We start from the raw sequence: 22646 nt of genomic DNA on the forward strand, positions 1-22646 counted from the left end.
TTGGCTTGGGCCGCGGCAATTTTGGCTAGGAGCAGAACCGCCTGATGCAAAGCATGCCCGGTGCGCCGCGTGCCTTCGCGGCCCACAACTATGACAGGCACTTTGCGAACCCTTCAGTGGGATGGGCAAACTTCCCCCCGGAAAAAGCCGCTGGCGCGATCGCCGGCGGCTCGATCAAGCAATTGCCGGCGTTGAGTATCAACGCCGATCAGATCTGGCGCGCGGTGCCTTGTGGCACGGCGCGCCTTACCGCATTCATTAGCGTAAGCGCGCAGCACCTGCGTACGCCGATGAATAGCCCGCTTCGTAGCGCGCGCCCTGAGAAGCGTCCGCGGGAAGCGGGTTTTGACGAAGGGTGTAGTTTGAACTGACTCTCATCTGAAAACCTGAAGGAGAAAATGATGGCAACTATCAAGAAAGCGGCTGCTAAGAAGCCCGCAGCAAAGAAGGCTGCTCCGGCTAAGAAGGCCGCACCGGCAAAGAAAGTCGCAGTGAAGAAGGTTGCAGCGAAGAAGGCAGCACCGGCTAAGAAGGTTGCAGCGAAGAAAGCTGCGCCGGCCAAGAAGGTCGCCGCCAAGAAAGTCGCTGTGAAGAAGGTTGCGGCTAAGAAGGTTGCAGCGAAGAAGGCGCCGGCCAAGAAGGCAGCGCCGGCTAAGAAAGCCGCAGTGAAGAAGGTTGCAGCAAAGAAGGCAGCGCCGGCCAAGAAGGCTGCAGCGAAGAAGGCTGCACCGGCTAAAAAGGCTGCTGCCAAGAAGGCTGCGCCTGCGAAAAAGGCTGCTGCTAAAAAGGCTGCGCCCGCGAAAAAGGCTGCCGCTAAAAAGGCTGCGCCTGCCAAGAAGGCTGCCGCGAAGAAGGCCGCTGCTCCTGCCAAGAAGGCTGCCCCTGCGAAGAAGGCTGTCGCCAAGAAGGCGGCTCCTGCACCCGCTGCGACTTCTGTCTCGAGCGCACCGGCGGCGACGGTGAAGACCGCGCTGAACCCGGCAGCGGCATGGCCGTTCCCGACGGGCAGCCGTCCGTAAGCCGTAGAAGTACTTCGGCACGTCGTATCGTGTGTCGATGATCGAGTAGCGCTTCAGCAGCATGACCAAGCGCTACTCGGTCAGGGTCCCGTTGCCGGGTTTCTGGCGACGGGATTTTTTTTGCCCCGGTGAAGGCGCCGGCTACGAGAAGCGCTTCAAAATCCGCAGGCGAAAAAAAACGCATGCACAGGGGAGGGCATGCGTGTGAGGTCGCCGCGGCGGCGTAAAGCCTCGCCGCGCGAGAGGGGAAACCTAGTGGGTGACGCGCGTGACGCCACCGCTGGAGAGCAGCCGCACGCGCTCGCCGGCGCGGAAGATCTCGCCCGTGGCGCTTTGCGTAATGGCACGGATGTCGCCGTTGTCGAGCCGCACGGTGATCTCGAGGCCATCGTGCACAGCCACGCCGTTCTCGATCGAGTTGCCGGCTATCGCGCCCGCGAGACCGCCGATGATGCCCGTGACGATCGCGCCGGTGCCACCGCCGATCCTGCTGCCGGCCACCGCACCCAGTGCGCCGCCGCCGATCGCGCCGATACCGCTCGGCTGACCGTTGTTCGAACTGATCTTCACCGCGCGCACGCTGTCGACCGTACCCATGCGGACCGTTTCTTCCCGCTGTGCCTGCGACGCCGTGTACACGTCCGCGGAACTGCTGTTATACGCACAGCCCGACATGGCAAGCGAACCGGCGATCAAGGCGGCCACTATCAGGCGACTCGTTGTTCTCATTCCCTAAACTCCAATAGCTCTCGGTATTACGGCAGGTCGTATCCGAACGCCTGCTTGAACCGCTCGTTGATCTCCGCCCGGCTGGGCGCGTAGTTTTGCGGGCCCTGGTGTTCGATCTTCAGCGCACCCATCAGGCTCGCGAGCCGGCCGGTGCTGGCCCAGCCAAGCTTGTTCTCGATGCCGTACAGCAGGCCGCCGCGGAAAGCGTCGCCGCAGCCAGTGGGATCGAGCACTTGCCGTGCCTTGACCGCCGGAATGTCTTCGACGCCGCCCGCGTGATGGATCTGCGCGCCTTGCTCGCCGAGTGTGACGATCAGCGCCTCGACCTTGCCGGCGATTTCTTCCATCGACCAGCCCGTTTTGTTGCTGACCAGTTTGGCTTCGTAGTCATTGACCGCTACATACGTAGCGAGTTCAATCATGCGCCGCAGCGACTCGCCGTCGAAGAGCGGCAAACCTTGGCCCGGATCGAAGATGAACGGCACGCCCGCGGCCGCCAGATGCTCCGAATGCTGGATCATGCCGTCGTAGCCGTCGGGTGCGACGATGCCGAGCGTGATGCCGCTGGCCTGATCGGCCCGGTTCAGATGCGACTGCATCATCGCGCCGGGGTGGAACGCGGTGATCTGATTGTTTTCCAGATCCGTGGTGATCATCGCCTGGGCGGAATAGGTGTCCGGCACCACGAGCACGCTTTCCGTCGACAGGCCGAGTTGCTTGAACCGGTCCATATAGAGTTGCGCGTCGACCGAGCCCAGCGTGCCCATGATGCGCGCGTCGCCGCCGAGCAGATGCAGCGAGTAGGCGATGTTGCCCGCACAGCCGCCGAACTCGCGGCGCATGGTCGGCACGAGAAAGCTCACATTCAGGATGTGGACCTGCTCCGGCAGGATGTGCTCCCGGAAGCGGCCTTCGAAAGTCATGATGTTGTCGTAGGCGAGCGAGCCGCAAATGAGCGTAGCCAAGGCGAGCGTCCTGTAAAAACGATAAAGGAAAAGGGAGCGTCGATGCGACAGCGCCGCGCATGAAGCGCGGCGCCGGAGTTCGTACGCGAAGGGTTTACTTCAGCGCGGCGAGTGCTGCGTCGTAGTTCGGTTCGTTCTTGATTTCGCCGACCAGTTCAGCGTGAACGACCTTGTCGTTCTCGTCGATCACCACCACGGCGCGAGCCGTCAGGCCGGTCAGCGGGCCGCTCGTCACATCGACGCCGTAGGCTTGCGCGAACTCATGGCCACGGAACGTGGATGCCGTGACGACGTTCTCGATGCCTTCGGTCGTGCAGAAGCGCGATGCGGCGAACGGCAGATCGCCCGACACGACGATCACCGACGTGTTGGTCAGCTTGGCGGCGGCTTCGTTGAACTTGCGGGTCGACGTGGCGCAGGTCGGCGTGTCGAGGCTCGGGACGATGTTCAGCACTTTGCGCTTGCCGGCGAAATCGGCCAGCGACACCGGCTTCAGATCCTTGCCGACCAGCGAGAAAGCAGGAGCGGCCTGGCCGACCGACGGGAACGTGCCGGCTACTTCAATCGGGTTGCCACCCAGCGTGACTTGACTCATGTTGTTGTGCTCCGAAAATTCGTCAGTAATGACGGTGGACGTACCCGGTCGGTGCCGGGCACGCAAGAATGCGTTACGGATAAAAAATCTGTACGCGGAAATTGGAAGCGACCGCATTGCCCGTGTCGAGATGCACGATCATGGTCTGAGTCGTGTGGGCGGGCAGGCCGGCCGCGATCGCCGTGCCGGGCGGTACATAGTCTTGCGGCCACAGCACGCGGCGTACCGCGACATTGTTCTGGTCGTCCAAAAGGGTGAGCTCGATGGCCGGATAGGCGAGCGCAATGTTGAAGCGGTTGCGCAGCGGCATCTTCAGTTCGAGCTTGTGCGGGCCGTCGATCTGCCGCAGATCGGAAGGTTCGACCTGCAAGCCGTCGATGTCGTGCGGTGGCGTGACGAGGCAGCCGAGCGTCGCGCAGGCCTTCGCATAGAGCGTCTGGGAGCGCGGCAAGTACACCATCACCGTTTCGCGCTGCCACCAGGCGAGCTGCGCGAGCAGCGCAATGATCAACAGTCCCGCCACCACCGAACCGACGATGATCCAGCCCGTGCGCCGCGGCTCGGCCGGGCGCGTTTCACGCACGACGGGGAAGGGCTCGGCGCCGTCGTTGACCGGCTGGACGGAGAAGGGCTCGCCGCTTGCCGGAACCGGGCCGGCGGTAGCGGCCGCGCCGGCACCACCGAAGCTCGCTGCGCCTGCGCCGGCCGCACCTACACCGGCTGCACCTACGCCGGCCGCGCCGAAGCGCGGCTCATTGTCAGGGATGCCATGCAAAGTGGCCGATTCATCCAGGACCGGCTCTTCGAGCGGCGCGTCAGACGCGCGCTCGGTCTTATGCCAGACGCGCGGCGCTTCTTCGACGGGCGGATCGACGTCATACGCGAACGGGTCGAGCGGCGCGTCCGCCAGAATCGGTTCGTGGTCGGGTGGAATGGGCGCGGTGAATGCGCCGGCCGGCAGTTCGGGCTCCGCGGCGTGGCGCGGCGTGACCGCGACGCCTGCGTCGGTGGAGACCGGCGAGAGCGGCACATTGCCGGCATTGTGCCGCAGACGATTGTCGATGGCGGCGTCGGGTGCCGGCGCCCACGGATCCCAGGCTTCGGCGCTGAAGTCTGGGCCTTTCGGACGCACGCCCGACAGTGCTTCGATCGCCGCGGCAGCGGCGACCGGTTTGGCGGAGGAGAAATCACCGCCTTCTGTGATGTCGAACAGGCTGCTCGACGCGTCGAATACTTCGTGGCAATGCCCGCAGCGGACTAGCCCGCGGCGTAGCGCGAGCTGTTCCGTTTGCAGGCGGAAGACGGTTTCACAGAAGGGGCAACGCGTCGCCAGGAGCATATTGAGCCGATAAGCCGGAAGGCCGTTGGTTGGACAATACGCCTTATTCTAATGGCTTTCGCGGCGCGTTCCCGACAGACATACCCAACCTTCGTGTTCGCGCCATACGCTGATATCGATCCATCGTGCGTAGACCTGCGCGACTTCGTCCGCTTGCCGAGCCAGAATGCCGGACAGCGCGATCCGGCCGCCCGGCTTGACCTTCGACGAGAGCATCGACGCCATCAGCTTGAGTGGGTTGGAGAGAATGTTGGCCACCACGATATCGAACTCGCCAGTGGGACATTCGTCGGGCAAACCGTACGTGACTTCCGCGCGGTTACGCTCGCTGTTGTGACGCGCCGACTCGACCGCTTGCGGGTCGATGTCGATGCCGTACACCGGATCGGCGCCACACTTCTTCGCCAGAATCGCAAGGATGCCGGAGCCGCAGCCGTAGTCGAGCAATGACTGCCCGGGCTTCACCGATTGCTCCAGCCATTCCATGCAAAGCCGCGTGGTGGGATGGCTGCCGGTGCCGAACGCGAGGCCAGGATCGAGCTCCAGCACGAGTGCTTCAGGGTCCGGTGCGTCGTGCCACGACGGCACGACCCAGATACGTTCGCCGATCTTGATCGGATCGAACTGCGACTGCGTGAGCCGCACCCAATCCTGATCCTCGACTTCACGCACGGTGAATGACGGCGCAGTCTCCAGGCCGATTTCATTGGCCGCTGCGGTCAGCAGCACTGCCGGCTCGTGTTCCGGCGCGAGCAGTGCGATCACGCGCGAACGCTGCCACGCCGTGCGATCCGGCGTGAGACCGGGCTCGCCGAACAGCGGCTGCTCGTCGGGCGTGTCGGCGTCCGCATCTTCGACCGATACGGACAGCGCGCCCAACTCGAGCAGCGCGTCGGAGAATTCCTCCGCGTGCTCGCGTGCCAACTCGGCGATCAGTTCCCGGTAGCTCATGACTTACGCTTCTTCCGGCGCGGCCTGCTGCTTCGCGGCCAACCGGTTTTCGAGGTAGTGAATGCTGGTGCCGCCTTCGACGAACTTCGCGTCCAGCATCAGCTCGCGGTGCAACGGGATGTTGGTTTGAATGCCTTCCACCACCATTTCCGACAGCGCGATGCGCATGCGTTTGATCGCCTGTTCGCGCGTGGCGCCGTAAGCGATCAGCTTGCCGATCATCGAATCATAGTTCGGCGGTACGAAGTAGCCATTGTAGGCGTGCGAGTCAACGCGGATGCCGGGGCCGCCCGGCATGTGCCACGACGTCAAACGTCCCGGCGACGGAGTGAACTTGAACGGATCTTCCGCGTTGATCCGGCATTCGATCGCGTGACCCTTGAACACGATGTCGCGCTGACGGAAGGCGAGCTTTTCGCCGGCCGCAATGCGGATCTGTTCCTGCACGATGTCGACGCCCGTGATCAGCTCGGTCACGGGATGCTCGACCTGCACGCGCGTGTTCATTTCAATGAAGTAGAACTCGCCGTTTTCGTACAGGAACTCGAAGGTACCCGCGCCAAGATAGCCCATCTTCTTGCAGGCGTCCGCGCAACGATCGCCGATGCGATCGATCAGACGGCGCGCGATACCCGGCGCCGGCGCTTCTTCGATCACTTTCTGGTGACGGCGCTGCATCGAGCAATCGCGCTCGCCCAGCCAGACAGCATTCTTGAACGAATCGGCCAGCACCTGGATTTCGATGTGCCGCGGGTTCTCCAGGAATTTCTCCATGTAGACCTGCGGGTTGCCGAACGCACGGCCGGCTTCTTCGCGCGTCATGTTGACCGCGTTGACCAGCGCCGCTTCCGTGTGAACCACGCGCATGCCGCGGCCGCCGCCGCCGCCGGCGGCCTTGATGATGACCGGGTAGCCGACCTGGCGGGCGATCTTCACGATCTCTTTCGGATCTTCCGGCAACGCGCCTTCCGAACCCGGCACGCACGGCACGCCGGTCTTGATCATGGTCTGCTTGGCCGTGACCTTGTCGCCCATCATCCGGATCGTTTCCGGGCGCGGGCCGATGAAGGTGAAGCCGGACTGCTCGACGCGCTCGGCGAAGTCGGCGTTTTCCGAGAGGAAGCCGTAGCCGGGGTGGATCGCTTCGGCGTCGGTGACTTCCGCCGCGCTGATCAGCGCGGGCATATTCAGATAGCTCAGGTTGGAAGGCGCCGGGCCGATACAGACCGCCTCGTCGGCGAGCTTCACGTACTTGGCTTCCTTGTCGGCTTCCGAATAGACGACGACTGTCTTGACGCCAAGCTCGCGGCAGGCGCGCTGGATACGAAGCGCGATCTCGCCACGATTGGCAATGAGGATTTTTTCAAACATAGCGGGTTTTCGACTCATCAATGGGCGCCGGGTTGATCACAACGCCGGCTGCCTCAGAGGATCGGTCGCGCGCCTTGGGGACTGCGGGCGCGCGGGCGGCATGCGCAAAAAAGAAGCGCTAAGCGTGCCGCGTCAGCCGACCACGAACAGCGGTTGGCCGTACTCGACCGCCTGGCCGTTTTCGACGAGGATTTCCTTCACCACGCCGGACTTGTCCGACTCGATTTCGTTGAGCAGCTTCATCGCTTCGATGATGCAGATCGTCTGGCCTTCCTTGACCGTGTCGCCCACCTGGACGAACGGGTCCGCGCCCGGCGACGGCGCGCGGTAGAACGTGCCGACCATCGGCGAGGTCACCACGTGGCCTTGCGGCGCGGCGGCGGCCGGCGTGGCCGGCGCAGCTGCGGCAGCGGCCGGCGCTTCGCCGCCGATGGCCGGCGCTGGTTGCGCGTATTGCGGCGCATACGAGGCGGACGGTTGCACGTAAACCGGCGGCGCATTCTTGACGATGCGAACCTTGCCTTCGCCCTCGGTCACTTCGAGTTCGGAAATACCGGACTCCGAGACGAGGTCGATCAGAGTTTTCAGTTTACGTAGATCCATCAGGAAGCCCCTTTCAATGCGAAAAGTGCCGGCGCATACGCAGCCGGCGCAAATTAGACGTGTTTGGAATCAGCCGCGCGACGAGCCGGCGGCGAGCCGGTCGAGCGCGAATTCGAGCGCGTACAGATAACCCTTCCAGCCGAGGCCGCAAATGACGCCCTCCGCCTGGTCGGAAAAATACGAGTGATGCCGGAACGGTTCGCGACGATGCACGTTCGACAGATGAATCTCGACGAACGGGATGCCGACCCCCGCCAGTGCGTCCCGAATCGCCACGCTCGTGTGCGTGTACGCGGCGGGATTGATCAATATGAAATCGGTCTGTTCAGTCCGGGCGGATTGGATGCGGTCCACCAGAGCGCCTTCATGGTTGCTCTGGAACGACGCGAGTTCGACGCCTGCGTCCGCTGCGCGGTCCGCCAGCGCCTGATCGATCTGCGGCAAGGTCACGCGACCGTAGACCTCGGGTTCCCGGGTGCCGAGAAGGTTGAGGTTGGGTCCGTGCAGTACCAGCAGTCGCGTCATGGTCGCTTCTTTTTCCGTGGAATTGGGCGCACTTTAGCGCTGATTAGAGAAACTTGTCTAGTTTCCCGAACGTACGGTTAGATTACGGCGGCATTTTGCCGCCGCGCCGGGCGCCCATCTTCTCTCAAATCCGAGCGATTTGCGCGTATTTTTGCGCGTTCGGCGGGTATTTGAGTGTCAAAAGAATGTGAAATTTAAAGCGCGTCGAGGGTCTTTTTCAGCGCTTGCGGATCGATTTGTCCTAATTTTGTCGAGCGAATCTCACCTTTTGCGTCGATTACGACGGTAAAGGGCAGGCCGCCCGCCGTATTACCGAATGCCCGCGCGAGGTCGGCCCCGCCGAAGCCCGTGACATACACCGGGTAGGCCACTTTCACTTTCTGCAGGAACGCCTGAACGTTTTTGTCCGAATCGACGCCAAGTCCGACGAACTGAATGCCTTTTCCTGCGTAGTCGCGTTGAAGCTGGGACAACGCCGGCATTTCTTCGACGCAAGGCCCGCACCACGAGGCCCAGAAGTTGACGACGATTGGGTGTCCTTTAAGCGAACTTAAGGTTTGCGGCTTGCCGTCCACGGTGGTCACCGGAGCGCTCCACAGTTGGGCGACAGCGCTTTCGCCGGAAGCCGGCTGTGCATTGGGCGCGACTTCGGTGTTGCCGCCGTTCAGCCAGTGGCTCGCCAGCACACCGCCGCCCGCGGCGACGATCGCGACAAGCGCGCCCGCCAGAATCCGTCTCGTGTTCATCTTGTCAGTCTAGTTAGTTGATGGGGCGACGTCGCTGCCGTCGAGCAGCGTCTGTACGGCTTGCAGATTCGCGCGCGCGGTACGGCCGCGCGCGTCGGCCCGTACCGCGCCGCGCAGGTCGTCCGTTTCGTAGAGCGCGACGTGCACGCCGACCGGTTCCGCCTCACGCCCTTCATTGGTGGGGCGCCACAGGAAGCTGAGCGTCTCGACATAGCCGCGGCCGGCGAAATGCCGCGTTTCCGAAACGTCGTACTGGATGTTCGCGTTCAGGAAGTAGATCGCGACTTCTTTCGGGTTGTCGCAGAAAACCTGCAGGTGAATGTCCGAGTGTTCGCCGGCTGTGCCGCCGAGCACCGCGCCGGTCAGATAGGGGTTGAACGGCGCGAGCCGCTCCATCCAGTCGACCGCGATACGGCGCAGGCGCCGCAATAGAGCAGGCTGGCTGTCGCCCTGGAACAGCGACTGATATTCCCGGATTTCTTCTTCAATCTGGTCGTTATCCGGCAGCCACTCGCCGGCAACACGGCTCTCGCCGACCACTTGCCGGGCCGCTTTGCGCTTCGCCGTGGCGTAGTCCAGACCGTCTTCGGCGATCATGCGCGCAGCCGCGATGGCGATTTCCTCGCGCACGCGCTGCGGATCGAAATGTGATTTGCGAACCATCCCCCGATCATACTAGAGATTGATGACAGCCTTTCCTGGCGGGTCGCACCGCGCGGCCGGGCACGGGAAGTACGGGCAAGCGTTCATAGGGCGATCCGGAGGCGTCGGTTACAATAGCGTCCTTTGCAGACGGTCGATTCGGCCGCTCTTCTGCGCTCCCATCCCTCTCAGGAAAACGCCGGCCCGCCCCAAGTTTTCTTGCCCCTCTGGGGGCCTGGCGCGAAGCGGCAGGTTTAGGGGGTCGTTCCAGGAAAAACGCCCGCGCGGCACGACAGGCTTATGCACATCCACATCCTCGGTATCTGCGGCACGTTCATGGGCGGTCTCGCGGTCCTCGCGCGCGGCGCGGGCCACACCGTGACGGGTTGCGACGCCGGCGTCTATCCGCCCATGAGCACCCAGCTCGAGGCACAGGGTATTCGTCTGATCGAAGGTTATGACGCGGACCAGTTGAACGGTCTGAACGCCGACCTGTTCGTGATCGGCAACGTCGTCTCACGCGGCAACCCGCTGATGGAAGCCATTCTCGACCGCGGTCTGCCGTACACCTCCGGCCCGCAATGGCTCGGCGAGCATGTGCTGAACGGCAAATGGGTGCTGGCGGTGGCCGGCACGCACGGCAAGACGACCACCAGCTCCATGCTGACCTGGCTGCTCGAAGACGCCGGCCTCAATCCGGGCTTTCTGATTGGCGGCGTGCCGCTGAATTTCGGCGTGTCGGCCCGGCTGACCGATTCGAGCTTCTTCGTGATCGAAGCCGACGAGTACGACACGGCCTTTTTCGACAAGCGCTCGAAGTTCGTCCACTACCGGCCCAAAACCGCCGTGCTGAACAACCTCGAATTCGATCACGCGGACATTTTCCCGGATCTGGCCGCGATCGAAACGCAGTTCCATCATCTGATCCGCACCGTGCCGGGCATTGGCCGCATCGTGACGAACGGCCGTGAAGACGCGCTGGAGCGCGTGCTGACGCGCGGTTGCTGGAGCGAAGTGGAGCGTTTTGGTGTGCAGGGCGGCTGGGAAACCTTGCCCGCGGAAGACGGCGTGCCGGTCGACGAGCGTTTCGCCGTCTATCACAACAGTGAGCGCGTCGGCGTGGTCGAGTGGCAGGTGCAAGGCGAGCACAACCGCATGAACGCGCTGGCCGCGATCGCCGCCGCGCGCCACGTTGGCGTGCCGCCGGCGCAGGCCGCCCGGTCGCTGGCGACCTTTCGCAACGTCAAGCGGCGCATGGAAGTGCGCGGCAGCGTGGACGGCGTGACGGTCTATGACGATTTCGCGCACCATCCCACTGCCATCGACACGACCGTCGCGGGGCTGCGCGCCCGCGTGGGGCGCGAGAACACGCGCATTCTCGCCGTGCTGGAGCCGCGCTCCAACACCATGAAGCTCGGCGTGATGAAAGCGCAATTGCCGGCCAGCCTCGCCGACGCCGATCTCGTGTTCGGCTACGGCGCGCCGACCGGCCGCGACGCGCTCGGCTGGAATCTCGGCGAGGCGCTCGCGCCGCTCGGCGGCAAAGCGCAGGCTTTCGACAATCTCGACGCGCTGGTCAAAGCGGTAGTCCACGCCGCGCGCCCCGGCGATCAGATTCTGGTGATGAGCAACGGCGGCTTCGGCGGCGTGCACCAGAAGCTGCTCGACGCTCTTTCCGCGCGAGGCACTTCGTGATCCTCTATCTGCACGGTTTCCGCTCGTCACCCAATTCGTTCAAGGCGCGCGTGCTGGCGGCGCGGCTCGTCGAACTCGGCCGCAGCGACGAATGGTGCTGTCCGATGCTGCCGGTCTCGCCGTTCGAGACGGTGGCGCTCGCCGAGTCGCTGGTGGCCGAAGCCAAGCCGAAAAACGTCACGCTGATTGGCAGTTCGCTCGGTGGCTATTTCGCCACTTATCTGGCGGAGAAGCATGGCTGGCCGGCGGTGCTGCTCAATCCGGCAGTCGTGCCGCAGCGCGACCTGAGCGCCTATCTCGGCGAGCAGCCGTTGTGGCACGGCGGCGGCAGCATCGTCGTCGAGCCGCATCATCTGGATGAATTGCGCGCGCTTGGCGTCGCGTCGATCACGCGGCCCGATCGCTATTATTTGATGGCCGCGACCGGCGACGAAGTGCTCGACTACCGCGAAATGCTCGCGCACTATCCCGGCGCACGCACTACGCTGATCGAAGGGAGCGACCACGCGATCAGCGAGTTCGCGCAATACGTCGACGAGGTGCTGGCCTTTTGCGACGCGGAAGACGTCGAACCGCCCGCCCCGCGCGAAGCCGCGTAGAGTCGGCCAGGCCGGGCTTTCCAGCAGCGAGGCATTGGCTGCTCATCAGATTCATGCCGCCGGCGCGCGTGTAACGCGTCGCGGATCCACTACCACGAACACGTTGCCGTGCCGCGCATGCAGTGACCGATCGCAGAGCAAGATCGGGCGCGCCGGCAGATGCAAGTCAGAACGAGAGTATTGAGTGAACGTTTTCTTCGAGGAATCGGGCAGTTTCAAGGCGGGCAGCGTGCTGTCGCGCCAGGGCGATGCGTTTCAGGTCGAGCTGCCGGGCGGACGCCGCGCCAAGGTGCGCGCGAAAGACGTGCTGATCGAATTCGAAAAGCCGACTGCGGCCGAGTTGATGCAACAGGCCGACGCCGCCGCGCAGGAGATCGACCTGGATTTCCTGTGGGAATGCGCGCCTGACGACGAATTCCCGTTCGCCGCGCTCGGCGCCGAGTATTTCGGCGAGCGCTTCGGCTCGATCGAGCGCGCCGCGCTGGTGTTGCGCATGCACGGCTCGCCGGTGTACTTCCGCCGCAAAGGCCGCGGCATGTATCAGCGCGCGCCGCAAGAACAACTGAAGATGGCGCTTGCCGGACTCGAGCGCAAGCGTCAGCAGGCGCTGGTGCAGGCCGGCTATGAGGAAGAGCTGAAGGCCGGCCGTCTGCCGGAAGCCTTCACCGGCAGCAAGGCGCTGGCGCTGCTGACCAAGCCCGACAAGAACACGATCGAATACAAGGCGCTCGAAGGCGCGGCGGCGGCGCGCGGCATTTCGCAAGCGCGCCTGATGCTCGAATGCGGCGCCATTCCGTCGGCGCGCGCATTGCACGAGGCGAAATTCCTCTCGGAGTTTTTCCCGCACGGCACCGGCTTCCCGCCGGTTACCGTCGGCGCGTTGCCCGAAGATCTGCCCGAAGCGAACGTGCAGGCGTTCTCGATCGACGACATCACCACGACCGAAATCGACGACGCCTTTTCCGTCGAGCATCTGGCCGATGGCCGTGTGCGGATCGGCGTGCACATTGCCGCGCCGGCGCTCGGTATTCAGCGCGGCGACGAGGTCGATGCGATCGCGCGCACGCGCCTGTCGACCGTGTACATGCCGGGCGACAAGATCACCATGTTGCCCGACAGCGTCGTCGAAGCGTTCACGCTGGCCGAAGGCGGCTTGCGCCCCGCGCTTTCTCTGTATGTGATCGTCAATCGCGAGACGCAGGAGATCGTCGCGAGCGAAACGCGCGCCGAGCGCGTGTTCGTGAAGAACAATCTGCGCCACAACACGCTCGACGAGCTGGTGACTGAAGAGGCGCTCGCCGCCGGCACCGGCGACTATCCGCACAAGGAAGACATCGCCGTGCTGTGGCCGTTCGCGCAGGCGCTGTTCGAGAAGCGTCAGACCGCGCGCGCCGGTTACGGTTTGCGTCGCGAAGTGCAGCGCAATACGGATTTCAACTTCTACGTGGAAGGCGAGCACATCACGATCACGCCGCGCCGGCGCGGTTCGCCGCTCGATACGATCGTCGCCGAACTGGCGATTCTCGCCAACTCGTCGTGGGGTGCGTTCCTGCACGATCATGGCGTGCCGGGCATCTATCGCACGCAGCGCGCGTTCGGCGCGCCGACCGGCCCGAAGCGCACGCGCATGCAAACCAACGCCGCGCCGCATGAAGGCCTCGGCGTCACGCAGTACGCGTGGAGCACGTCGCCGCTGCGCCGTTATGTCGACCTGGTGAACCAGTGGCAGTTGATCGCCTGTGTGCAGCACGGCGTGACCGCCAAATTGGCCGCACCGTTCAAGCCGAAAGACGCCGACCTGTTCGCCGTCGTGCAAGGTTTCGACGATACCTACACCGCGTATGCCGATCATCAGCGCCGCATGGAGTACTTCTGGTGTCTGCGCTGGCTGAAGCAGGAAAACAGGAAGCAGGTGGTGGCATCGGTCGTGAAGGGCGATCTGGTGCGTCTCGAAGAGATTCCGTTGCTGCTGCACGTGCCGGGTCTCGGCGTGCATGCGCGCGGCACGCGCTTGCAGATGGAAGTGATGTCGATCGACGAGTTGACTGTCGAAGCGTCCGTGCGTCTCCTGCACGTGCTCGACGCGCCGACCGTGACGAGCGGCAGCGAGGCTGAAGAAGCGGACGAGAGCGAAGAGGAAATCATCGACGCTGCCGACGAGAGCGCCGAAGGCGAAGCCGAGGCTCAGGCCGAAGCCGAACTCGAGGGCAACGAGGCGGCCACGCCGAGCGACGCCGCCAATGGCGATGGCGCGAACGATCCCGCCACTCAACAGCAGATTGCGGAGCCCGGACGATGAGCGCCAACGATTCACTCGACCGTTATGCGGTCATCGGCAATCCGGTCGGCCATAGCAAATCGCCGTTCATTCATGGACGTTTTGCCGAACAGACCGGCGAGCCGGTCGAGTACGGCCGTCTGCTCGCGCCGGTGGATGCGTTCGTGCCGCATGTGCGGGCCTTCATCGAGGCAGGCGGGCGCGGGCTGAACGTCACCGTGCCGTTCAAGCTCGAAGCGCATGCGTTGGCCGACACGTTGTCGCCGCGCGCGGCGGCTGCGGGCGCGGTGAATACGTTGCGCGTCGACGCGAACGGTATTTTCGGCGACAACACCGATGGCTTTGGTCTCGTGCGCGATATCGAGGTGAATCTCGGCGTGTCGCTGAAGGGCGCGCGCATTCTGTTGCTGGGCGCGGGCGGCGCCGCACGTGGCGTGGTTCTGCCGATGCTGGAGCGCGCGCCGCATACGCTCACCATCGTCAATCGTACGGCGGAGAAGGCCGAAGCATTGGTCGGCCAGTTCGCGCAGGCCGCGAGTGACGCCTCGTGTCGTCTGAGCGGTGGTAGCGCGCGGGTGATCGAAGCGAGCGCGTATGACGTGATCGTCAATGCGACGGCGGGTAGTCTGGACGCGTCGTTGCCCGAGTGCGACGACCGCGCGTTCGGCAGCGGCACGCTCGCCTACGACATGATGTACGGCGCGCATCCGACGGTATTCATGGAGCACGCGCGGAAGCTGGGTGCACGCGGCGCCGATGGACTCGGCATGCTGGTCGAGCAGGCGGCCGAGTCGTTTTACGTTTGGCGCGGCGTGCGGCCCGACGGCGCGCCGGTGCTGGCCGAATTGCGTGCGCAGTTGGCTGCGCCGTCGCACGCTTAACCGCGTCACGCAAATGCTGCGTCTTACCTTGCCGAATTTACCGACACGAGGACCTGGAGCACGATGACAGCAACGCGGCGCGTGAGCCGGCCAGGTCCGGTGCGATGGATCGTCTATCTGGGCGCGGTGGTGGCGATCGCTTGGATTGCGACGCAGGCGTTTTATTTCGCGCAGATCGCCGTTTGGAATTACGTCAATCCACGCAGCACTGCGTTTATGCGTTCGGACGCGTGGCGCTTGTCGCAGGATCGGCCGGATCTTTCCGTGCAGCATACGTGGGTGCCGTATGACCAGATTTCGCGCAATCTGAAGCGCGCGATCATCGCTTCCGAGGATGCGAATTTCGTCAATAACAATGGGTATGAGACGGACGCTATCTTGCAGGCCTGGGAGCGGAATAAGGCCAAGGGCAAGATTGTGCGCGGTGGGTCGACCATTACTCAGCAGTTGGCGCGCAATCTGTTTTTGTCGCGGGAGAAGAGTTATATCCGCAAGGGGCAGGAACTCATCATTACGTGGATGCTTGAGGCCTTGATGGATAAGGAACGGATCTTTGAGATTTATCTTAACTCCGTTGAGTGGGGGAATGGGGTTTATGGGGCTGAGGCCGCGGCTCGTTATTACTATAAGACTTCAGCGAGTAAGTTGACTGCTGCGCAGTCGGCCCGGTTGGCTGTTATGTTGCCGCAGCCTAAGTATTTTGATGAGCATCGCGGGTCGCCTTATCTTGCGCAGCGGTCGCGGGTTATTGCTCGCAGGATGGGGGCGGCGGAGTTGCCCGATTAGTTTTTTTTTGCCTTTGTGGCGTGGTTGTGGTTTTGTTCTTTGGGTTTTTGGCCTTTCCTTGATTTGTTTGTGGTCTATTGGCGTTGCCCCTGTGCGGGGCGGCACCTACTTTCTTTGCCGCGGCAAAGAAAGTAGGCAAAGAAAGCCGCTTTACACCGCCAGCCCATAAGCGGGGCCCCCGCACAGTCACGGTAGTGGTGCATCTGGAATCGGCGTTCTCGCACACTCAGCCTTCGTGACAAGGCCGTCATGCCTCCCGCCTCACGCTACGCGTTCGCCGGAACGGTCTGCTCAAAAACATTGGTTGCGTTTGCGCGCTGCTGGGGGCCGTCGGCTTCGCCTCGGCGAAATGCCGTAGTAGTGCGCCTCATTTTTTTATGCGGCTCCGCACTGGTGTTCACCAGAGCGCTCATGGTGGACGCATGATTCGCGCTTCGGTTAGTGTCGCAGTGTCCTTTAGACGATTAGGGCGCGTGGGTGGCGGCTTCGTCACGTAGCGCCGCGATGCTTCAGCATTTGGCGACGCGGTGCTTCTAGCTTTTCAGGTGCCTGTCGCAGTGGGGCATTGCGCCGTCAATGTGCCGTGGTAGTTGCTCGCGCGATCGTTCGGAAGCGGGGCCGCACGTTCTCCAGCTTTCTCGTGGCGCCAATGCGTTCGCGCTTTTCTGATGCAGTCTGCGTAGCCTTCGAGAGAAGGTCCGCTGCGTGTCGCGCTGTGATGCGGCTTTGAGCAACGCCCTTCGCGTCGAGCGCGATGACCTGATACAACTCACGGTCGATTTCGACTTCGCGCTGGTAATCCTCCCCAGTGTCGATTAACAGTTCCAGCAACTTCCGCTGACTATGTCTCTCATCTCGCGTCACTGCCGGACTCCTAACTATTGAGGCCGCAAGCTTGATCAGTTTGTCCAGTTGGTCTAGTTGCCTTTCAACTAAACCGAAAGCGGATAGGGCGAGCTTTTCGTATTGAAGTGCGTCAACGGGTGGGCGCGACGTGACTCGAGAATTCTTGATGGATTTACTCATGGCGCGATCTCCTGTTGCTGACTGGATCGCCCGACACGCATTTGCAAGTTGGGTGAGCGGGCACATTGACGGGGTTAACAGACCGGCGCGCAGTACCAGAACCGGCGAGCCGCGAGGCTCCCCCGCCAAGGCCCGCCCATTGGAGAAAGACGTGCAAAGGCAGCCGTACGCTTGCTTGACAAACGTACGGGGTACTACGCTTTTAGGCTGTTAAACCTGTTGTCGTGGAATGTACGACCAAAAGAGTTTACAGCGTGCAGTCTCGCGAGTGATCACCTGCACAGGCTAAAACCTGTGCCCCGCAATCAATTCAGAAATTTCCCGCCAACTCATCCGTTGTGCTGGCCAGTTTCTAAGTAATTTCCGAGCGAAATGCCGTGCTGATTCCTCAAGACTAGCCGTGCCACTCGGGCGGGGCGACCGACTTCGTGGTTAGTTTCAAGGTCGAAAGACCGTTCAATAGCCATATTTGTGGCGTCACGCCGAGGCGAAGCCGACGGCCCCCCGGCGCACAGATAAATCCACTTCAAGGCAGACCGTTCCGGCGAGTGCGCAGCGCGAGTCGGGAGGTATGACGGCCTTGTCACTTGCGCCGAATGTGCGAGAACACCGATTCCAGATGCACCACTACCGTGACTGTGCGGGGGACCCGCTTATGGGCTGGCGGTTCAAAGCGGCTTTCTTTGCCTACTTTCTTTGCCGCGGCAAAGAAAGTAGGTGCCGCCCCGCACAGGGGCAACGCCAATAGACCACTAACAAAGCAAGGAAAGGCTAAAAAACCCAAAGCGGCCACAAAAAACCCAACGCGCCAATCTTCCCATTATATGGATCAACCACTCACATATTGGAGGTTTCCCAAAAACCGCCCTACAATCCGAACCAACACGCAAAGCGCAACAAAGCAACGGCAAAAAAAGCCCACGCAGCGCCAAAGCGACAGCAAAAAAACCGGAGACAAAGCCAACCATGCCCAAGGCAAAAAGGCAGCATCACGACGCCCAAAGCATCGCCCAAAGCATCGCCAGAACGGCGCGCACAGCGAGCACCCAAGGCCCCCTCTCCGGCCCCGCGCTGTAAGCGCAAAAAACCACCGAAAAGCGAATCGCCATGAACAAAGCGATGCCCACTCACGCCGCGTCCGCGTCCGAAGCCGATCTGGCGTCATCCGCCGATCAAGCGACCCGCGCCGCGCCGCGCCCCGCGCCGGCCACGAAAGCGCCCCGCGCCAGCGCCGCTGCCCAACCGGCGCCGGTCGACGGAATCGCCTTACCCAGCACGCTGCTCGACATCACACCACAGCAAGCGGGCACGCAAACGCTCCTGCGCGGCCTGGCGATCCTGGAGGCAGCCGCGGCCGGCGTGCGCGACCTGCGCACCTTCGGCGCCGCGCTCGGCACGACCCGCAGCACGACGCATCGGCTGGTGAGCAGCCTCGTGCAGGCCCGCTATCTCCGCCAGGTGCAAGGCGGCTACCTGCTCGGCCCGAAGCTGATCGAACTCGGCACGATCGCGCTCGAACAGATGCCGCTCACCGCGGTCGCGCGTCAGCATCTCGAATCGCTCGCGGAACAGACGCTCGACACGATCCACCTCGGCGTGCGCGATGGCGACGACGTGCTGTACATCGACAAGATCCCCGGCACGCGTGGACTCGAAATGCGCTCGCGCGTCGGGCACCGCATGCCGCTGGCGTCGACGGGAATCGGTAAAGCCATGATGCTCGATCTCACGCCGGACGTCTGGCAGTCGCTTTTCGATGCATCGCGTCGCGCGCTCGCCGGCGTCAGCTTCAAGCCGGATAACCGTCCCGACGCGCAAACCTTCATGCAGCGCATGACCAACTACGCCGCCGGCGGCTACACCTTCGACCTCGAAGAAAACGAGGCGTCGATCCGCTGCGTCGCGGCCCCGGTGCGCGATGCGTCGGGCGCGGTGGTGGCGGCGCTCTCGGTGGCGAGCACGATTCCGTATATGTCGCTCGAACGCATGGACGAACTGATTCCGGTCGTGCAGCGCGAAGCGCGCGCGATCTCGGAAGAACTCGGCTGGCGCGCCCCGCAACCGGCAACCCGCAGGATCAAGCGATGAAGCAAGCGGGTTCTCCCACCCCGGCAGCCAGCCACGCCGCAGCAGGCGCAGTCGACACCACGCACGCGCATGCCGCGCTGATCGCGCTCGATTGGGGCACGACCTCGCTGCGCGCGTATCTGTATGACGCGTCCGGCAATGTGCTGGCCACGCGCGCATCGACGGCGGGCATCATGAATCTGCCGCGCAGCGCGGAGCAGGGCGGCTTCGACGCGGCTTTCGAGGACGTCTGCGGCGCCTGGCTCGCAGACGCGCCCGGCGTGCCGGTGATCGCGGCAGGGATGGTCGGCAGCGCGCAAGGCTGGCTGGAAGCGCCTTATGTGGATACGCCGGCGAGCGCCGATGCGCTGGTGGCCGGCATCGTCCGCGTCGAGGCAGCCTGCGGTGTGACGCTGCATATCGTGCCGGGCGTCCTGCAGCGCGGCGAACTGCCCAACGTCATGCGCGGCGAAGAAACGCAGATTTTTGGCGCGCTCGGCGAAGAAGCGAACGTGACGAACGCCACGAACGCCACCCATCCCGCCGACAGCAAGCGCGCCCTGATCGGTTTGCCCGGCACTCATGCGAAATGGGCGGTGGTGCAGGCGGGCCGGATCGAACGTTTTCACACCTTCATGACCGGCGAAGTGTTCGCGGCATTGCGCGAGCACACGATCCTCGGCCGCACGATGCTCACGCCGGATCTGCCGGACACCGGCGCATTCCTGCACGGCGTGAACATCGCGCGGGAAAAGGGTCAGGCGGGTGTGCTCGCGACCATATTCAGCTCGCGCACGCTCGGCCTCACCGGACAACTTTCGCGCGAACAACAGCCCGACTATCTGTCGGGATTGCTGATCGGGCACGAACTGGCCGGCCTCGACGCGGTGCTCACGCAACAGCAAAGCACGCTCGCCGGGCAGAGCCTGCGCCTGATCGGCAACGAAGCGCTGTGCGAGCGCTACCGTCTCGCGCTGGCGCAGTTCGGCTGCACTCAGGCGGAATTGGTCAAGCACGCCACCGAGGGCGGCCTGTGGCGCGTCGCCTCACAGGCAGGGCTGGTCAATCCGGCGGCTCACGCGGCACGCGCCGGCTAACCGGCAACGCCGCCGCTTACGAAACAAGGAACCGACATGCAACCTCACATCAATCTGCCCGCTCCGTACATGCCGCACGCGGGTTTGATCGCGGCGTTCGAGGCCTGTCCGCTGATCGCGATCATGCGCGGCGTGACGCCCGCCGATGCCGCCGAGCACGGCCAGGCGCTTTACGAAGCCGGCTTCCGGATCGTCGAAGTGCCGCTTAATTCGCCGCAGCCGTTCGACAGCATCGCTGCGATCCGCAAGGTGTTGCCGGCGGATGCGATCGTCGGCGCGGGCACGGTGCTGCATCCGAGTTTCGTCAACGACGTGAAGTCGGCGGGCGGCGAACTGATCGTGATGCCGCACAGCGATCCGGAAGTGGTCAGCGCCGCGAAAGCGCGAGGCATGGCCTGCGCGCCGGGCGTCGCGACGCCGACGGAAGCGTTCATCGCGCTAAAGAACGGCGCGGACGTGCTGAAGATGTTCCCCGCCGAACAACTCGGCTGCCAGGTCGTGAAGGCATGGCGCGCGGTGATCGCGGCGGAAGTGCCGCTGGTGCCGGTCGGCGGTATCACGCCCGACAACATGGGGCCGTTTCTCAGCGCGGGCGCGAACGGCTTCGGCCTCGGCTCGGCGTTGTACAAGCCGGGTCAGAGCGCGGCCGTGACCGCATCGCACGCGAAGGCGTTCATCAACGGTTTGCGCATTGCCCGCGCGGGTGCGAAGAAATGAAGCGGCTCGCCGGCAAAGTTGCTCTCGTCACCGGAGCCGGTCGCGGCATCGGCGCGGCGATCGCGCATGCGTTCGCGCGCGAGGGCGCGGCAGTCGTGCTGGCCGAACTGGACATCGAAACCGCGCAGCAGACGGCGGAGCATATCAAGTCGCAAACCGGCGCGCGCGTGCTCGCGGTGCCTACGGACGTGACGCAGGCGGCTTCGGTTCAGCACGCGGTGAGCGAAGCCGAACGCGCATTCGGCTCGGTCGACGTGCTGGTGAACAACGCCGGCATCAACGTGTTCTGCGATCCCTTGACCATGACGGACGACGACTGGCGCCGTTGCTTCGCCGTCGATCTCGACGGCGTGTGGAACGGTTGCCGCGCGGTGCTGCCGGGCATGGTCGAACGCGGCGCGGGGAGCATCGTGAATATCGCTTCGACGCATTCGTTCAAGATCATTCCGGGCTGCTTTCCGTATCCGGTGGCCAAGCACGGTGTGATTGGCCTGACCCGCGCGCTCGGCATCGAATACGCGCCGCGCAACGTGCGGGTCAACGCGATCGCGCCGGGTTACATCGAAACGCAATTGACGCACGACTGGTGGAACGAACAGGCCGATCCGGCCGCCGCGCAGCAGGCGACGCTGGATCTGCAACCGATGAAGCGCATCGGCCGCCCGGAAGAGGTGGCGATGACGGCGGTGTTTCTCGCCTCGGACGAAGCGCCGTCCATCAACGCCACCTGCATCACCGTGGATGGTGGGCGCTCCGCGCTGTATCACGACTGATTTTTGCAAGACCCGGATTGCGCAGGGGCGCAAGAAGTACACCGGACGACGCGCTGGCCGCGTGTGTCACAACCGGTACAAGAAGACGCGGCCGATACCTTCTCGTTACCAATTAGTCAGGAGACACGCATCATGAAACGTAGAATTTTTCTCACGCTGGCAGCAGCGGCGACGGGTGTGCTCTTCAATGCACCGGTCGCGCAAGCCGCTGATCCGGTGAAGATCGGCTTCCTCGTGAAGCAGCCGGAAGAGCCGTGGTTCCAGGACGAGTGGAAGTTCGCCGAAATCGCCGCCAAGGAGAAGGGCTTCACGCTGGTGAAGATCGGCGCGCCGTCGGGCGAGAAGGTGATGAGCGCAATCGACAACCTGTCGGCGCAGAAGGCGCAAGGCTTCGTGATCTGCACGCCTGACGTCAAGCTCGGACCGGGCATCGTCGCGAAAGCGAAGGCCGACGGCCTGAAGATGATGACGGTGGACGACCGTCTGGTCGACGGCGCGGGCAAGCCGATCGCGTCGGTGCCGCATATGGGCATCTCGGCATACAACATCGGCAAGCAGGTCGGCGACGGCCTGGCTGCGGAAATCAAGAAGCGCGGCTGGGACATGAAGGACGTGGGCGCGATCGACGTGACCTACGAACAGCTGCCGACCGCGCATGACCGCACGAGCGGCGCGACTGACGCCCTGATTGCCGCTGGCTTCCCGAAGGCGAACATCATCGCCGCGCCGCAAGCGAAGACCGACACGGAAAACGCGTTCAACGCCGCCAACATCGCGTTGACGAAGAATCCGAACTTCAAGCACTGGGTGGCCTACGCACTGAACGACGAAGGTGTGCTCGGCGCGGTGCGCGCAGCGGAAGGCCGCGGCTTCAAGGCGGACAACATGATCGGTATCGGCATCGGCGGCTCGGAGTCGGCACTCAACGAGTTCAAGAAGCCGTCGCCGACGGGTTTCTACGGCACGGTCATCATCAGCCCGAAGCGCCATGGCGAAGAAACCTCGACGCTGATGTACGACTGGATCACGCAAGGCAAGGCACCGCCGGCACTGACGCTGACCAGCGGCATGCTGGCCACGCGTGACAACGTTGCCGACGTGCGCCAGAAGATGGGCCTCGCGGCGAATTGAGCTGGTTGACTCAGTAGGTGATGAAATGAAGTGAACTGCCGGCGCGCCTTCTTACAAAGATCGGCGCGCCGGCAACAGCAAAAAAGATGAGTAGTAAAGACAGACGGTTCA

The 22646-nt window shown here is 63.5% G+C and carries 23 protein-coding genes; 12 read left to right on the plus strand and 11 right to left on the minus strand.

Annotated elements, in window-relative coordinates; genetic code table 11:
• The first annotated feature begins 44 nt into the window (after window positions 1-44).
• Both BLW71_RS18980 and BLW71_RS18985 read left to right on the plus strand, forming a co-directional pair.
• Window positions 45-371, plus strand: coding sequence for a hypothetical protein (locus BLW71_RS18980; protein WP_091798993.1), 327 nt, complete (start codon window positions 45-47; stop codon window positions 369-371).
• A gap of 30 nt (window positions 372-401) precedes the next feature.
• The gene (locus BLW71_RS18985; protein WP_091798996.1) at window positions 402-1019 is read left to right on the plus strand and encodes a histone H1-like repetitive region-containing protein; all 618 of its coding nucleotides are present in this window, start codon (window positions 402-404) and stop codon (window positions 1017-1019) included.
• A 252-nt stretch (window positions 1020-1271) separates the two neighbouring features.
• Here the strand turns inward: BLW71_RS18985 and BLW71_RS18990 are convergent, their stop codons facing one another.
• The 10 genes from BLW71_RS18990 to BLW71_RS19035 form a co-directional block, all read right to left on the minus strand.
• Window positions 1272-1748, minus strand: a complete 477-nt coding sequence (locus BLW71_RS18990; protein WP_091798999.1) for an outer membrane lipoprotein — start codon at window positions 1746-1748, stop codon at window positions 1272-1274.
• Window positions 1749-1774: 26 nt separating this feature from the next.
• Entirely contained in the window at window positions 1775-2713 is a 939-nt protein-coding gene (locus BLW71_RS18995; protein WP_091799002.1) for a carbohydrate kinase family protein, read from the minus strand.
• Window positions 2714-2807: 94 nt separating this feature from the next.
• Window positions 2808-3308, minus strand: coding sequence for a thiol peroxidase (tpx, locus tag BLW71_RS19000; protein ID WP_091799005.1), 501 nt, complete (start codon window positions 3306-3308; stop codon window positions 2808-2810).
• 73 nt (window positions 3309-3381) lie between these two features.
• Entirely contained in the window at window positions 3382-4647 is a 1266-nt protein-coding gene (locus tag BLW71_RS19005; RefSeq protein WP_091799008.1) for a zinc-ribbon and DUF3426 domain-containing protein, read from the minus strand.
• A gap of 48 nt (window positions 4648-4695) precedes the next feature.
• On the minus strand, window positions 4696-5598 hold the full coding sequence (prmA, locus tag BLW71_RS19010; RefSeq protein ID WP_091799011.1) for a 50S ribosomal protein L11 methyltransferase: 903 nt from the start codon (window positions 5596-5598) through the stop codon (window positions 4696-4698).
• 3 nt (window positions 5599-5601) lie between these two features.
• Window positions 5602-6969 carry an acetyl-CoA carboxylase biotin carboxylase subunit gene (gene accC / locus BLW71_RS19015; protein ID WP_091799014.1) on the minus strand — a complete coding sequence of 456 codons (1368 nt, stop codon included), beginning with the start codon at window positions 6967-6969 and terminating at the stop codon, window positions 5602-5604.
• A gap of 132 nt (window positions 6970-7101) precedes the next feature.
• On the minus strand, window positions 7102-7572 hold the full coding sequence (gene accB / locus BLW71_RS19020; RefSeq protein WP_012434379.1) for an acetyl-CoA carboxylase biotin carboxyl carrier protein: 471 nt from the start codon (window positions 7570-7572) through the stop codon (window positions 7102-7104).
• Window positions 7573-7641: 69 nt separating this feature from the next.
• Window positions 7642-8097 carry a type II 3-dehydroquinate dehydratase gene (gene aroQ, locus BLW71_RS19025; protein ID WP_091799017.1) on the minus strand — a complete coding sequence of 152 codons (456 nt, stop codon included), beginning with the start codon at window positions 8095-8097 and terminating at the stop codon, window positions 7642-7644.
• A 194-nt stretch (window positions 8098-8291) separates the two neighbouring features.
• Window positions 8292-8843: a TlpA family protein disulfide reductase gene (locus tag BLW71_RS19030; protein WP_091799020.1), complete on the minus strand. Its 552-nt coding sequence runs from the start codon at window positions 8841-8843 to the stop codon at window positions 8292-8294.
• A gap of 9 nt (window positions 8844-8852) precedes the next feature.
• On the minus strand, window positions 8853-9506 hold the full coding sequence (locus BLW71_RS19035) for a UDP-N-acetylmuramate--alanine ligase (RefSeq protein WP_091799024.1): 654 nt from the start codon (window positions 9504-9506) through the stop codon (window positions 8853-8855).
• 279 nt (window positions 9507-9785) lie between these two features.
• On the opposite strand from BLW71_RS19035, the gene mpl reads away from it, so the two are divergent.
• The 5 genes from mpl to mtgA all read left to right on the plus strand — a co-directional run bounded on the left by mpl (window position 9786) and on the right by mtgA (window position 15724).
• A complete protein-coding gene (mpl, locus tag BLW71_RS19040) occupies window positions 9786-11180 on the plus strand; it encodes a UDP-N-acetylmuramate:L-alanyl-gamma-D-glutamyl-meso-diaminopimelate ligase (protein WP_091799027.1) in 1395 nt (464 codons plus the stop codon).
• Window positions 11177-11779 carry a YqiA/YcfP family alpha/beta fold hydrolase gene (locus BLW71_RS19045; RefSeq protein ID WP_091799030.1) on the plus strand — a complete coding sequence of 201 codons (603 nt, stop codon included), beginning with the start codon at window positions 11177-11179 and terminating at the stop codon, window positions 11777-11779. The genes mpl and BLW71_RS19045 overlap by 4 nt, the downstream gene beginning before the upstream one ends.
• Before the next feature lie 184 nt (window positions 11780-11963).
• Window positions 11964-14078, plus strand: coding sequence for a ribonuclease catalytic domain-containing protein (locus BLW71_RS19050; protein WP_091799033.1), 2115 nt, complete (start codon window positions 11964-11966; stop codon window positions 14076-14078).
• Entirely contained in the window at window positions 14075-14938 is an 864-nt protein-coding gene (gene aroE, locus BLW71_RS19055) for a shikimate dehydrogenase (RefSeq protein WP_091799036.1), read from the plus strand. The genes BLW71_RS19050 and aroE overlap by 4 nt, the downstream gene beginning before the upstream one ends.
• 63 nt (window positions 14939-15001) lie before the next feature.
• On the plus strand, window positions 15002-15724 hold the full coding sequence (gene mtgA, locus BLW71_RS19060; RefSeq protein WP_091799039.1) for a monofunctional biosynthetic peptidoglycan transglycosylase: 723 nt from the start codon (window positions 15002-15004) through the stop codon (window positions 15722-15724).
• A gap of 573 nt (window positions 15725-16297) precedes the next feature.
• Here mtgA and BLW71_RS19065 read toward each other — a convergent pair.
• Entirely contained in the window at window positions 16298-16750 is a 453-nt protein-coding gene (locus BLW71_RS19065; protein ID WP_091799041.1) for a hypothetical protein, read from the minus strand.
• 1107 nt (window positions 16751-17857) lie between these two features.
• Here BLW71_RS19065 and BLW71_RS19070 point away from each other — a divergent pair.
• The 5 genes from BLW71_RS19070 to BLW71_RS19090 all read left to right on the plus strand — a co-directional run bounded on the left by BLW71_RS19070 (window position 17858) and on the right by BLW71_RS19090 (window position 22535).
• The gene (locus tag BLW71_RS19070) at window positions 17858-18838 is read left to right on the plus strand and encodes an IclR family transcriptional regulator (protein ID WP_091799043.1); all 981 of its coding nucleotides are present in this window, start codon (window positions 17858-17860) and stop codon (window positions 18836-18838) included.
• Entirely contained in the window at window positions 18835-19914 is a 1080-nt protein-coding gene (locus tag BLW71_RS19075; RefSeq protein WP_091799046.1) for a 2-dehydro-3-deoxygalactonokinase, read from the plus strand. Before BLW71_RS19070 ends, BLW71_RS19075 begins: the two co-directional genes overlap by 4 nt.
• A gap of 36 nt (window positions 19915-19950) precedes the next feature.
• The gene (locus BLW71_RS19080) at window positions 19951-20631 is read left to right on the plus strand and encodes a 2-dehydro-3-deoxy-6-phosphogalactonate aldolase (protein WP_091799049.1); all 681 of its coding nucleotides are present in this window, start codon (window positions 19951-19953) and stop codon (window positions 20629-20631) included.
• Window positions 20628-21404 (plus strand): SDR family oxidoreductase, encoded by a 777-nt coding sequence (locus BLW71_RS19085; RefSeq protein WP_091799052.1) that lies wholly within the window; start codon window positions 20628-20630, stop codon window positions 21402-21404. Before BLW71_RS19080 ends, BLW71_RS19085 begins: the two co-directional genes overlap by 4 nt.
• Window positions 21405-21536: 132 nt before the next feature.
• Complete coding sequence (locus BLW71_RS19090; protein ID WP_091799055.1) at window positions 21537-22535, plus strand: arabinose ABC transporter substrate-binding protein; 999 nt, start codon at window positions 21537-21539, stop codon at window positions 22533-22535.
• The last annotated feature ends 111 nt before the right edge of the window (window positions 22536-22646 follow it).

The sequence above is a fragment of the Burkholderia sp. WP9 genome (genome assembly GCF_900104795.1).
Taxonomy (GTDB): domain Bacteria; phylum Pseudomonadota; class Gammaproteobacteria; order Burkholderiales; family Burkholderiaceae; genus Paraburkholderia.

Excerpts from the sequence above, each read along its gene's own strand:
- BLW71_RS18980 (WP_091798993.1), top strand. The coding sequence starts at position 45 with ATGCAAAGCATGCCCGGTGCGCCGCGTGCCTTCGCGGCCCACAACTAT.
- BLW71_RS18985 (WP_091798996.1), top strand. The coding sequence starts at position 402 with ATGGCAACTATCAAGAAAGCGGCTGCTAAGAAGCCCGCAGCAAAGAAG.
- BLW71_RS18990 (WP_091798999.1), bottom strand. The coding sequence starts at position 1,748 with ATGAGAACAACGAGTCGCCTGATAGTGGCCGCCTTGATCGCCGGTTCG.
- tpx (WP_091799005.1), bottom strand. The coding sequence starts at position 3,308 with ATGAGTCAAGTCACGCTGGGTGGCAACCCGATTGAAGTAGCCGGCACG.
- BLW71_RS19005 (WP_091799008.1), bottom strand. The coding sequence starts at position 4,647 with ATGCTCCTGGCGACGCGTTGCCCCTTCTGTGAAACCGTCTTCCGCCTG.
- prmA (WP_091799011.1), bottom strand. The coding sequence starts at position 5,598 with ATGAGCTACCGGGAACTGATCGCCGAGTTGGCACGCGAGCACGCGGAG.
- accC (WP_091799014.1), bottom strand. The coding sequence starts at position 6,969 with ATGTTTGAAAAAATCCTCATTGCCAATCGTGGCGAGATCGCGCTTCGT.
- accB (WP_012434379.1), bottom strand. The coding sequence starts at position 7,572 with ATGGATCTACGTAAACTGAAAACTCTGATCGACCTCGTCTCGGAGTCC.
- aroQ (WP_091799017.1), bottom strand. The coding sequence starts at position 8,097 with ATGACGCGACTGCTGGTACTGCACGGACCCAACCTCAACCTTCTCGGC.
- BLW71_RS19030 (WP_091799020.1), bottom strand. The coding sequence starts at position 8,843 with ATGAACACGAGACGGATTCTGGCGGGCGCGCTTGTCGCGATCGTCGCC.
- BLW71_RS19035 (WP_091799024.1), bottom strand. The coding sequence starts at position 9,506 with ATGGTTCGCAAATCACATTTCGATCCGCAGCGCGTGCGCGAGGAAATC.
- mpl (WP_091799027.1), top strand. The coding sequence starts at position 9,786 with ATGCACATCCACATCCTCGGTATCTGCGGCACGTTCATGGGCGGTCTC.
- aroE (WP_091799036.1), top strand. The coding sequence starts at position 14,075 with ATGAGCGCCAACGATTCACTCGACCGTTATGCGGTCATCGGCAATCCG.
- mtgA (WP_091799039.1), top strand. The coding sequence starts at position 15,002 with ATGACAGCAACGCGGCGCGTGAGCCGGCCAGGTCCGGTGCGATGGATC.
- BLW71_RS19065 (WP_091799041.1), bottom strand. The coding sequence starts at position 16,750 with ATGAGTAAATCCATCAAGAATTCTCGAGTCACGTCGCGCCCACCCGTT.
- BLW71_RS19070 (WP_091799043.1), top strand. The coding sequence starts at position 17,858 with ATGAACAAAGCGATGCCCACTCACGCCGCGTCCGCGTCCGAAGCCGAT.
- BLW71_RS19075 (WP_091799046.1), top strand. The coding sequence starts at position 18,835 with ATGAAGCAAGCGGGTTCTCCCACCCCGGCAGCCAGCCACGCCGCAGCA.
- BLW71_RS19080 (WP_091799049.1), top strand. The coding sequence starts at position 19,951 with ATGCAACCTCACATCAATCTGCCCGCTCCGTACATGCCGCACGCGGGT.
- BLW71_RS19085 (WP_091799052.1), top strand. The coding sequence starts at position 20,628 with ATGAAGCGGCTCGCCGGCAAAGTTGCTCTCGTCACCGGAGCCGGTCGC.
- BLW71_RS19090 (WP_091799055.1), top strand. The coding sequence starts at position 21,537 with ATGAAACGTAGAATTTTTCTCACGCTGGCAGCAGCGGCGACGGGTGTG.